Source organism: Streptomyces luteolifulvus, assembly GCF_008806595.1.
Lineage (GTDB): Bacteria > Actinomycetota > Actinomycetes > Streptomycetales > Streptomycetaceae > Streptomyces > Streptomyces luteolifulvus.
In genome coordinates this window covers 244,995-255,940 of sequence record NZ_VZRB01000010.1, presented here as the reverse complement: position 1 = coordinate 255,940, position 10,946 = coordinate 244,995, and the positions used below count along the sequence as shown (strand labels likewise).

The window sequence follows — 10,946 nt, the reverse complement described above, 5'->3', positions numbered from 1 at the left end:
CCGTCCGTGTTCTGCAGCGCATTCTCGCCCTCACTGCCGCCATCTGGCACAACGACCAGAGCGGGCAACCGATCCACCGCTCACTGATCGCCTACGATCACTGACCCCTTGGAATAGATCATCTAGGCGGCGTCAGTCGTCGCCGTCGAGGAGGGCATCGACGGGGAGCTCGAGCGCGACGCCGACCGACTCCGGGACCGGCACAGTCTCGCGTCAGAACGCATCCGACGGCACGTACGTCCCCCAGACCTCGCGCAGCGCGTTGCACACCTCGCCCACCGTCGCCCGCGCCCGCAGCGCCTCCTTCATCGGGTACAGGACGTTGTCCTCGCCCCCGGCGGCCTTCTTCAGGGCCGCCAGGGCGGAGTCCACCGCCCGCTGGTCCCGCTCCGCGCGCAGCTTCGCCAGCCGTTCCGCCTGCTGGGCCTCGATCGCCGGGTCGACGCGCAGCGGCTCGTACGGCTCCTCCTCATCGAGCTGGAAGCGGTTGACGCCGACCACGACCCGCTCGCCGGAGTCGGTCTCCTGGGCGATCCGGTACGCGCTGCGCTCGATCTCCTTCTTCTGGAAGCCGTGCTCGATCGCCGCGACCGCACCGCCGAGATCCTCGACCCTGCCCATCAGCTCCAGCGCCGCCGCCTCCACGTCGTCGGTCATCTTCTCGATGACGTACGAGCCCGCGAAGGGGTCCACCGTCGCCGTCACGTCCGTCTCGTGGGCCAGCACCTGCTGGGTGCGCAGCGCCAGACGCGCGCTCTTGTCCGTGGGCAGCGCGATCGCCTCGTCGAAGGAGTTGGTGTGCAGCGACTGCGTGCCGCCGAGCACCGCCGCCAGGCCCTGGACCGCGACCCGGACCAGGTTCACCTCCGGCTGCTGGGCGGTCAGTTGGACACCGGCCGTCTGCGTATGGAAGCGCAGCATCCACGACTTGGGGCTCTTCGCGCCGAACTCCTCCTTCATCACCCGTGCCCAGATCCGGCGGGCGGCACGGAACTTGGCGACCTCCTCCAGGATCGTCGTACGGGCCACGAAGAAGAAGGACAGGCGCGGGGCGAAATCGTCGACGTCCATGCCCGCCGCCACGGCCGTGCGGACGTATTCGACGCCGTCCGCCAGCGTGAACGCGATCTCCTGAGCGGGCGAGGCGCCGGCCTCGGCCATGTGGTAGCCGGAGATCGAGATGGTGTTCCACTGGGGGATCTCGGCCCGGCAGTACTTGAAGATGTCCGCGATCAGACGCAGGGACGGCTTGGGCGGGAAGATGTACGTCCCGCGGGCGATGTACTCCTTCAGCACGTCGTTCTGGATCGTGCCGGTCAGCCGGTCGGCGCTCACCCCCTGCTCCTCGGCCACCAGCTGGTACAGGAGCAGCAGCAGCGCGGCCGGGGCGTTGATCGTCATCGACGTCGAGACCTGGTCCAGCGGGATGCCGCCGAACAGCACCCGCATGTCGTCGACGGAGTCGATCGCGACGCCCACCTTGCCGACCTCGCCGTGCGCGAGCGGGGCGTCGGAGTCGTGGCCCATCTGGGTGGGCAGGTCGAAGGCGACGGACAGTCCGGTCGTGCCATGGGCGATCAGCTGCCGGTAGCGGGCGTTGGACTCCGCGGCGGTGCCGAAGCCGGCGTACTGGCGCATCGTCCAGGGGCGGCCGGTGTACATGGACGGGTACACGCCGCGCGTGAAGGGGTAGGCCCCCGGCTCGCCCAGCTTCTCGGCCGGGTCCCAGTCCCGCAGGTCATCCGGCCCGTAGACCGGCTCGATGGGCAGTCCGGACTCCGACTCACGCGCCATGGTGTGCTGCCTCCCGGAGAGCAGTGACTCTGTCACCACAATGCCGCGCCGTTCGCAACCAGTCATCCGCGGGGAACATCTCAGATGACACGACACCAGTGGGGGGTGCACATCGGTGAGACGACGGGGGGCAGAGGTGCGTACAACGGGCATGAGGAAGACGGCTGCCGTCCTGGTGGCGCTGGTGGCGGTGAGCGCCTGTACGGTCCGGACCGCGGACGGCGAGCGGCAGTCGCCGGTGCACATAGACGTTCCCGGCAGGCCCGCCACCACCTCCCCGGCCGACGACAGGCCGAGCCCGGCGAGGACGACCCGGGCGGCGGTCCCCGCGGTCCTGTGGTCCCGCGGCGACACCGGCCGGGACGTGCGTGAGCTCCAGGCCCGGCTGCGCCAGGTCGCCTGGCTCTTCGACGGGCCGACCGGGACGTACGACGATCTGACGGAGCGGGCGGTCAGGGGCTTCCAGGGCAAGCGGGGGCTGCCGCAGACGGGCAGGACGGACACCGTCACCTGGCGGCGGTTGCTGAGGATGACACATGAACCGGGCAAGTGGGACCTGTACCTGATGGGCGGACAGCCGGCCGGTGCGCCCGACCCGCGCTGTCTGACCGGCCGCGTGTTGTGCATCGACAAGTCCAGCCGCACCCTGCGCTGGATGATCGGCGGACGGACCGTCTCGACGATGTCGGTGCGCTTCGGCTCGCAGTACACGCCCACCCGCGAGGGCGTGTTCCAGGTCTACTGGAAGTCCCGCCACCATGTCTCGACGCTGTACGACTCGCCGATGCCGTACGCGATGTTCTTCAGCGGCGGCCAGGCCGTGCACTACTCGTACGACTTCGCGGCCCGCGGATACGCCGGCGCCTCGCACGGCTGCGTCAACGTACGGGACGAGGCGGCGATCGCGGCGCTGTACGCGCAGGTGAGGAACGGCGACAAGGTCGTCGTGTACGGGTGAGGCCCGAAGGCGAGAGGTATGGGGCGCGGGCGGGACCGGGGGAACGTGTCCCGCCCGCGCCAGGTGCACGGAGCCGCAGGTACGGGGGGAACCCCGGCTCTGTGCGACGGCCGATGACCAGTCGGCTCATCCATTACTGCGTCGCCGCCGCCAAAAACGTCACACCCACCGCCGAAAAAATTCGACGAGCTGAAAATCCGCAGGTCACAGGGCGCTGTACGACGGGGTCGGGGTCGCGCTCGGGGAGGCGGGCGACGGCTGCGGCGGGGGCGGCACGGCGGAGGTCGCGGTGTCGGCGCCGGCGGTGTCGCCCGCGCCGTCACCGGAGCGGTCGCGGTCCTTGCCCCGGTCGTGGTCCCTGCCTCGGTCGCGCTCGTTGCCGCGGCCGGGAGCCAGGTGGCGGCCGTGACCGCCGTGGCCGCGCCGGGCCTCGCCGTGGCCGCCGCGGTTGCCGCCCTGGCCCTCGCCCTCGTCCCTGCCCTGGTCCGAGCCCCGGCCCGATCCGTCGTCGCTCCTGCGACCGCCGTCCCTGCCGTCCTGGTCCGCGGAGCCCTCGCCGCCGGCGGCCAGCACGCCCTGGCAGTACCTCCACACACGCGCCGAGCCGCCCGCCACGCCCTCCAGGGCGCGCCGGCGCTGGGTGGTCAGCAGCTTGCCGTCGCGCACGTCGCGGCAGGCCGCGGCGGCTGCCCGCCGCCGGTCGGCCCGGTCCATCGAGGGGTCCTTGGAGGGGCCGGAACCGGTGGCGGGGCCCGTGTCCTGGCCGCCCCGGGCCGTGTCGCGGTGCGAGCCCTGGCCGGGGGCGGCGGAGGTGGTGCCGTCGGGGGTGGGTTCGCCGCCGAGGGGGTCCGGCGCGGGCGAGATGTGCGGTCCGGGCGGTGTCACGGCCGCCGAGACGGAGGCGGCGGGGCCCGGTCCGGTGTCGTCGAACGGCGTAGGCAGGGCTCCGGTTCCGGCCGCGACCGCGACCCCGCCGACCATGCCGGCGGCCAGCGCGGCGGCCAGCCCGAGGCGCAGGGGGCGGCCCCAGCGGGGGCGCCGGGCACGCCGGTCCGGGCCGCCGATCCGGACGAGCCCGGCGTCGGTGACCTGAGTGTCCGCGCGGTGGCCGGCGGGTTGTTCACCGGAGCGAACCTCGCGCTCCTCGCGTCCCTCCCGTGCCGAGCGCGCCGTGCGGAACGCGGCCAGCGCGGCTGCCTCGCCGGGGAGTTCCGTGCTGCTGAGCGGCGGCTCCGCGCTCAGCTCGCCCAGTGTCTTGGCGAGCCGTTGGGCCTCGTCGAGGGCGGCGGCTTCGACAGCGTTGTCGAGTGGCTCCCCGCGCAGCAGTCGCTCCGCCGTTTCGCGGTCCAGCCAGCTGTACTGCTCGTCGGCCATCACATGTCCTTCTGCGTCCGCGAACGCATATGCGTCACACTCGCGGACGTCACCGCGCGGCCGCGCGGTCCTCGCTGGGACGGCAGGGCGTCGAGCCTGCCGGCGGATTCCGGATCCTCGCCGAGGAGTTCGGCGAGCCGCTTCAGACCGCGGTGCGCGGCCGTGCGCACGGCACCGGGTCGCTTGCCCAGGGTCTCGGCGGCGGTCTTGGCGTCGAGGCCCACCACCACGCGCAGGACGACGGCTTCGGCCTGGTCCTGCGGCAGCCGGGCGATGAGGGAGAGCGTGCTGTCGGTGGCCAGGGCTTCCATGGCCTCGCCGGCCGTGTCGGACTCGGCGGCCTTGCCGGTCAGCTCGGTCTCGTCGCCGCCGATGGCGGGGCGGCGGCCGCGCATGCGTATGTGGTCCAGCGCGCGGTTGCGGGCGATGCGGGCCGCCCAGCCGCGGAACCGGTCCGCGTCCCCGCTGAACCGCTCCAGGTCCCGGGCTATCTGGAGCCAGGCCTCGGACGTCACGTCCTCGGCGTCGGGATCGCCGACCAGCGTCCGTACGTATCCGAGCAACCGCGGGTGCACCGCGCGGTACACAGTCCGGAACGCGGTCTCGTCCCCGTCCTGTGCCGCAAGCACCGCGGCGGTCAGCTCCGCGTCGTCCCCCAGCACGTGGTTCCTCAGTCGATGGTCGCGCGTCTTCCGCGCCCGGCGCGAAAGGCACGTTACGGCCTGAAACCGCTGTTCGTCCATGTCCGTAGAACATGCAACTGACCCGTGACGCGGTGAGGTGTGACAGAAAACGCCATCTTGGCGCTGTAGAGAGTACGGGCCGCCGCGCGGCTCGTGCCGCGCGACGGCCGGGGCCTCTCCTGTGGGGGGTGGCGGCTCCGGCCGTTGCCTCGGCTCGCAACTCGGTTGCGGTGGAAGCCAGTTGACGCAGAAGCCGGTCGCCGCAGAACTCACTGCCCTCGAGGCGGATCACCGCAGAACCCGGCCCCCGAGGAGCCGGTCGCCGAAGAATCCGGTTACCTGTTCTTCCCCTGGGGCGTGTCGGACTTCTCAGTCCCCGCACCCGAGTTGTTCCCCTGGCCGGCGTTCGAGGTGTTCTCTCCGCCCGTGCCCGAGTTGTTCTCCTGATCCGGGTTGTTCGTCTTCGCCGGCTTGGTCGGCCTGCTGTCGGCGGTCGCCGCCGCCGTCGCCTTCGCCAGCAGGTCGGCGCAGTACGCGGGCACGTTCCGCTCGCCGCCCGCGGCCGTGACCAGCCGCTGCCAGGCCGTCGAACCGAGAGCCTGGCCCCGCTCCTTGACCTGCTCGTACGCACGGCAGTGGGCCTCGGCGTCCTTGGCGGTGTCCGGGCGCTCCTTGGCCTCGGAGCCCGCGGACGTCGCGGCGGGACCGGCCTCCGGGCGGCCGGCGGCGCTCTCCGCAGGCCCTTCGGCGGAATCGCGGGAGTCGGTGTACGAGCCGATTGCCGCGACCGCCACACCGCCCAGGGTGAGGCTCGCGAGGAACAGGGAGAACGTGACCTTCATCGACCGCACCACCCGGCGCTGCTCACGGGGCCGCCAGTCGTCCCGGCGCCGGGTGCGCGCCCGGTGCGCTCCCGCGTCCCGGGCGGTCCGGAAAGCGTTCACCGCGCGCTGTTCGGCCTCGGTGTCCTGGCCGTCCACACGCATCGCCGCGACGAGCAGCGCCTCGATCTCCAGGGCGTCGCCGGGGTGCGCACGCCGACGGCCGGACTCTCCGCCGCTTAGCCGTTCACCCATGCCGTGTCCGTCCCTGTCCGATCTCGTCCGGCCTGTATGGCCCGTATGGCCTGTGCTGCCTGTCCCACCAGTACGACGGATCGTGGCCGTCGCCCGTTCATGTCGACTCCCCCAGCGTCCGGGGAGCCTCATCCGTCACACCTTCCCTGCCCAGCTGCTGCGCCAGCCGCTTCAGACCGCGGTACGCGGCCGTCCGCACGGCACCCGGCCGCTTGCCCAGAACTCGCGCGGCCGCGGGGCCGTCGAGGCCGACGACGACCCGCAGCAGGACGGCCTCGGCCTGGTCCCGCGGCAGCCCGCGCACCAGGGCGAGGGCGGCCTCGGTGGAGAGTGACTCCAAGGCCTGGTCGTGCGTGCTGTGCGGACCGGGCAGATCCAGTACGTCCTGCTCCAGCGTCGCCGCCCGCGGGCGCACCCGCTGCCGGCGCAGATGGTCCAGCGCCCGGTGCCGGGCGATGGTCGCGCTCCAGCCCCGGAACCCGGCCCCGTCGCCCTTGAACCGGCCGAGATCCCGGGCGATCTCCAGCCAGGCGTCCGACGCGACGTCCTCCGCGTCGTCACCGACCAGCCCGCGCAGATACCCGAGCAGTCCGGGCTGCACCAGCCGATAGGCGACCGCGAAGGCCGTTTCGTCACCTTCCTGGGCCTGCGCGACCGCCGCGCCCAGTTCCCCGTCGAAGACCTGCGCGCGCCGGGATTCACCTGCCTGACCCAAGAACTGTCCTTGTCCGTACCGGTTCGTGGCGGTTCCGCTCATCGGGACACGGCCGCCCTTGCCCCCGTCCCCCACGATCAACAGCGCTTGCGCTCACAGAAGTGTCACAGTCCCCACGTGGCACCCACGCCAGCCGCTCTTCGCGCCCGCCCGGGGAGGGTGAGGTAGAAGGTGTGCAGGGAGTCCTCGGGGACGCCCGAGGCGAAGCGGTTGTGGATCTTGCCGAGCGGGTTCCAGACCCGGCCGTCCGGCATCCGTACCCCGACCGGCTGCCCGAAGAAGGCCTGCTGCTCGGCGTCGAAGTCCACCCACACGGCGCCGGCCCGGCGCACGAGCACCTCACCGACGTACGCACCGAGCCCGAAGAGCGTGCCGTGCACATGCTCCGGCTGTGCGCCGCCCTTGCGCAGGCCGTCGATCAGGAAGTCGACGACGCGCAGGCTGGCCACGGAGTAGTCGAGCGGGAGCCGGTTGCGGGCGGTGACGCGGGTCACGAACGCGTTCGCATGCGCCCTCATCCGGCCCGCGGACCGCACCCGTTCATCGACTCCGCCCATGGAACCAACCCTCCGCGCGACTGCGGGAGCCCGATGCGGTCTCCCCCGTCAACCCAGCGGATCTCGTCCCGGAAACATCACCGGTCACTTCAGGCACGTCACGCCGCACGCTCTCATGCGCCCGCGGCGCTCGTCGCGTCCCGGCACAGCAGCCGCAGCGACCCGTTCGCGTCGAAGCAGCGGCGGGCCTCCTCGATGGGGTCCCACAGACGGCCGTCGGGTGTGCGGACCACATGGTCGCCGCCCTTCGACGACCACTCGGCGCCGGTCTGACGGACGATCACCTCACCGGCGTACGCCCCGAGACCGCGCAGCACCCGCTCCACGGCGGCGTACGGCGCGCCCTCCCGCCGGATGTCCTCGATCGTCCGGTCGACGCGCCACAGGCTCTGCGCCGAGTAGTCGAGGCGCAGCCGCGCCCCCTCGCGCAGGGCGGCCACGGCGTCCGCCGCCCACCGCACCGGCTTCGCCGCGCCATGCGGTCTGCTCTCCTGCCGTGCCGTCACAAGGTCCGCTGTCACAAAGTCCGCTGTCACATAGGGGAGAGCGAGGTCACCGGCGGTTTCGTCACTCGGATCCGGCGGCTTTCCGCAACCGGCGCAGTACCGCCCCGGCTCCACCGCACGACTGACACAGGACCCGCCCGGACAGCGGGGTTTGGAGGCCGAGTGACGCTTCGGCCCTCCCGTGCGCTCCTACCTCTGATGAGCATGTACTTCCATTTGCGCGCGGTGCCTCCCGGCGAACTGCGCGACGACGTGCCCTGGCTGGAGCGGCTCTTCCAGGACGAGTGGGAGACCGTACGGGAAAGGATCGGACGCCACCGCGAGGAGGTGCTGGACAGGCAGTACCTCGACCAGGAGCTGCTGTACGCCGGTTCGGCCCCGCACGAGGGGGAGGACGGGCCGTGGGCCCAGGTCGTGCTCGGCGGCCGCCACGTGTACCACCCCACGCAGGGGCTCCCGCCGTTCCTGCTGCTCACCGCGGCGGAGACACGGCAGGTCGCCGCCTTCCTCACCGCCACGGACTTCGCGGCGCTGTGGCACGCGGGCCGCGACGGACTGCTGCCCCGGTACGGCGTTGCCGACGCGGAGCCGCAGACACGCGCCGTGTTCGCGGGCGCGCACCGCGACCTGACCGCGTTCTACGCGCAGACCGCCCGCTACGGGGACTCGGTGGTGAAGTGGCTGGTGCTGTGAGCCCACCGCGGCCGGTGCGATGAGCCGTGCCGGAGTGCCGCGGGGCTCAGCGCCGGCCCCGTGCCCGCCGGGACACCACCGCGCGCAGCACGCGCCGTCCCTCGGTCGACACCTCCATCGCCGCGCGCAGCCCGCCCGCGCCATGGCCGGCGAGCAGCTCCAGCACGGCGACCTGGCGGCGCAGTTCGGCGGCGACGAGGGGTGACATGCCCTCCGTACGGCCCTCGCGGCGCGCGTCGACGGTGGACTCCCCGTCCTCCAGGGGGTCGAGCATCCGGTGGATCTGCAGCGCGGCGACGGAGCACGCGTCGGCCCACACCCGCACCTCGGCGGCGGACCGGTCTGCCGGAGCGGCGGCCAGCATCCGGCGGGCCAGCTCGGCGGCCGCGTCCTCGGCCTCGTCGTGACCGGCCAGCTTGTCCCTCGCCTGTTCCAGCCGCTCGCCCCAGTCACCGGCGTCGCTCTCGGCGAGGCTCGTCCACAGCGGCCGCAGGATCTCGTCGTCACCGCCGAGCAGCGGCACACAACGATCCAAACAAGCCAGCCCGCTGGCGGCCAGTCCGCGTTCGTCGGCCTGAGCTATCAGCTCCACCAGGCTCATCCACGCCTCCCTCTGCGGGCCCCCTGCGGGTCCTCTGCGGGACTCTACCGGGCGCCTTCCTTACGGAGCCCGCACTTCCCCTTACTGCGTGCGACGGCTCCCGAGTGTCACAGGGCACCGGGCCTGGTCGTATGGAAGACAACGTTTTCAGCCAAAGCGCGGCTGTGGTGGGCGGGGATCACGACGGCCCGCGCCCGCCTCCCGTTTCAGCCCAGCCGGTCCGCCAGCGCCTTGAACTGCGCCCATGACAGATCCGGCCTCCCCCGGTCCCACAGCTTCTGGACCGTCGCCCTCAGCGGCATCCGGATGCCCGCGGCGACCTGGTTCTGGGTCTGTGAGTTCGCGAGGTCGCACCACACGGCGAAGGAGCCGCCGAGGATCTGGGGGTCGTACTTCGCGGGCACCGGCTGGGTGCCGCGCACGACCAGCGGGGTCCACTGCTCGTAGATCCGCTGCCCGGTCGGGTAGACGAAGGTCAGCGGCTCGCCGAGGACGTAGTACAGGAACTCGTCGTTGTAGTTGATCAGCTTGCGGCCCGTGCTCAGATACTCGACCGGCAGCCGCGCGCCGATCTCCTTGCCGGTCCAGTAGGCGACCCGGAGATCTCCGGCGGCCTTGACGGACGTATCGCGGAAGAAGCCGTCGTTCCAGGCCCGCATGGTGCGACCCTGGGCGCGGATCGTGTCGGCCCGGTCGTTGAGCCAGCCGGTCGTCAGGTCCGCGACGCCCGCATCGGAGCCGTAGGCCTCCCTGGCCGCGGCGGCGAGCTGGGGATAGGACGCCTCCGGGTCGGACACCACGAGCGCCTGGTACTCGTCGCCGCCGAGGTGCCACTGGCTGCCGGGGAAGAGCTCGGCGTACTCCTCCAGCAGGTCGTCGACGATCGCCGCGGACTCGTCCTTGGAGATGTCGATCGCACCGCGCGTCGGCACACCCTGCACGTTGCGCAGCTGGAGGTCGGGATGGGCGGCGATGACGGCGCCGAGGTGGCCGGGCGAGTCGATCTCCGGCACGACGGTGATGTGCCGGCTCGCCGCGAGATCGACGATCCTGCGCACCTCCGCCTTGGTGAGACGGTCCCTGGACACGATCTCCGGATGCGAGTCGGACTCGATACGGAAGCCCTGGTCGTCGGAGAAGTGCAGCCCGAGCTGGTTGAACTTCAGATCGCCGAGCTCACGGACCCGGTCCTCGATCCACGCCGCCGTGAAGTGCTTGCGGGCGATGTCCAGCATGAGCCCGCGCACCGGTTTGGCCGGCTCGTCGCGCACCACGCCCTCCGGCGCCGTACCGCCGCCGTGCACCTCCTGCTTGAGGGTGCGGGTGCCATAGAAGACGCCGGCGTCCGCGGGCCCGCTGATGGTCACCCGCCCGCCGCGGACGGTCATGGTGTACGACTCCGGGTCCGCGCCCTCGTCGTCGTTCAGCGCCAGCCGTACGTCCCCGGCGCGCACGTCCGTCTTCTCGCCCGCGTACGTCAGGCCGAGCTCCCCGGCGATCAGCCGCCCCTCGTCCACGAGCTCCGCGTCGTCCACCACGACCCGGTGGCCGCCCGCCGGACGCCAGCCCGGGCCGCGTGCGGCGGTGTGGGAGCGCACGGCGGGGATGGTGCGCGGGGCCCGCGACAGCGGGTACGAGCGGGTGGGCGTCGGAGTCGGGGCCTTGGCCCGCGCGGCGGGGGAAGAGGCCGCGGACCTGCTGTCCGAGGGCCGCAGCGCCGACCCCGCCGGCCCGCTGTCGTCAGCGGAGGCCCACATGCCGACGCCGACACCGGCCGCGACGGTCACCGCGAACGCCGTGGCGACCACGACCCGCGTCCGCATTGCCTGCCGCGCCTTCTTCGCCGGCGCCCGGCGCCTGTGCTGACTCACCCAGCCAACCTACGACTCGACGACCGGCGGCATCGTCCACCACACGTGCCGAAACTCTCCCGTACGGGTGAAACCCGGGTATCCCTCGGACAGGTCATGAACACCCTCGATAATCTGA

11 protein-coding genes and 1 pseudogene are annotated in these 10,946 nt (G+C 72.2%); 3 read left to right on the top strand and 9 right to left on the bottom strand.

The annotated features are described in order from the left end of the window. Nucleotides 1–104 (top strand): annotated as a pseudogene (locus tag F7R91_RS42760) (IS982 family transposase); the annotation flags it as partial. A gap of 109 nt (nucleotides 105–213) precedes the next feature. Here F7R91_RS42760 and F7R91_RS17535 read toward each other — a convergent pair. Further along, nucleotides 214–1,794 carry an acyl-CoA mutase large subunit family protein gene (locus F7R91_RS17535; protein WP_150949786.1) on the bottom strand — a complete coding sequence of 527 codons (1,581 nt, stop codon included), beginning with the start codon at nucleotides 1,792–1,794 and terminating at the stop codon, nucleotides 214–216. 151 nt (nucleotides 1,795–1,945) lie between these two features. Here F7R91_RS17535 and F7R91_RS17530 point away from each other — a divergent pair, with 151 nt between their 5' ends. Then, the gene (locus tag F7R91_RS17530; protein WP_150949785.1) at nucleotides 1,946–2,752 is read left to right on the top strand and encodes a L,D-transpeptidase family protein; all 807 of its coding nucleotides are present in this window, start codon (nucleotides 1,946–1,948) and stop codon (nucleotides 2,750–2,752) included. 204 nt (nucleotides 2,753–2,956) lie between these two features. Here the strand turns inward: F7R91_RS17530 and F7R91_RS17525 are convergent, their stop codons facing one another. From F7R91_RS17525 to F7R91_RS17500, 6 genes are all read right to left on the bottom strand, one after another. Then, the gene (locus tag F7R91_RS17525) at nucleotides 2,957–4,126 is read right to left on the bottom strand and encodes a hypothetical protein (protein ID WP_150949783.1); all 1,170 of its coding nucleotides are present in this window, start codon (nucleotides 4,124–4,126) and stop codon (nucleotides 2,957–2,959) included. Beyond that, entirely contained in the window at nucleotides 4,126–4,788 is a 663-nt protein-coding gene (locus F7R91_RS17520; protein ID WP_150949781.1) for an RNA polymerase sigma factor, read from the bottom strand. Before F7R91_RS17520 ends, F7R91_RS17525 begins: the two co-directional genes overlap by 1 nt. Before the next feature lie 356 nt (nucleotides 4,789–5,144). Continuing rightward, complete coding sequence (locus F7R91_RS17515; protein ID WP_150949779.1) at nucleotides 5,145–5,885, bottom strand: hypothetical protein; 741 nt, start codon at nucleotides 5,883–5,885, stop codon at nucleotides 5,145–5,147. Between the two features lie 97 nt (nucleotides 5,886–5,982). After that, the gene (locus F7R91_RS17510) at nucleotides 5,983–6,600 is read right to left on the bottom strand and encodes an RNA polymerase sigma factor (RefSeq protein ID WP_191971527.1); all 618 of its coding nucleotides are present in this window, start codon (nucleotides 6,598–6,600) and stop codon (nucleotides 5,983–5,985) included. Between the two features lie 104 nt (nucleotides 6,601–6,704). Then, nucleotides 6,705–7,157 carry a hypothetical protein gene (locus F7R91_RS17505; RefSeq protein ID WP_150949776.1) on the bottom strand — a complete coding sequence of 151 codons (453 nt, stop codon included), beginning with the start codon at nucleotides 7,155–7,157 and terminating at the stop codon, nucleotides 6,705–6,707. 113 nt (nucleotides 7,158–7,270) lie between these two features. Further along, nucleotides 7,271–7,663: a hypothetical protein gene (locus F7R91_RS17500; RefSeq protein WP_191971530.1), complete on the bottom strand. Its 393-nt coding sequence runs from the start codon at nucleotides 7,661–7,663 to the stop codon at nucleotides 7,271–7,273. Between the two features lie 198 nt (nucleotides 7,664–7,861). On the opposite strand from F7R91_RS17500, the gene F7R91_RS17495 reads away from it, so the two are divergent. Next, nucleotides 7,862–8,356 carry a DUF1877 family protein gene (locus F7R91_RS17495; protein ID WP_150949772.1) on the top strand — a complete coding sequence of 165 codons (495 nt, stop codon included), beginning with the start codon at nucleotides 7,862–7,864 and terminating at the stop codon, nucleotides 8,354–8,356. 46 nt (nucleotides 8,357–8,402) lie between these two features. On the opposite strand, the gene F7R91_RS17490 is transcribed toward F7R91_RS17495, so the two are convergent. After that, a complete protein-coding gene (locus F7R91_RS17490; RefSeq protein WP_150949770.1) occupies nucleotides 8,403–8,957 on the bottom strand; it encodes a hypothetical protein in 555 nt (184 codons plus the stop codon). A gap of 206 nt (nucleotides 8,958–9,163) precedes the next feature. Beyond that, entirely contained in the window at nucleotides 9,164–10,828 is a 1,665-nt protein-coding gene (locus F7R91_RS17485) for a beta-N-acetylhexosaminidase (protein ID WP_408056041.1), read from the bottom strand. Nucleotides 10,829–10,946: the final 118 nt, after the last annotated feature.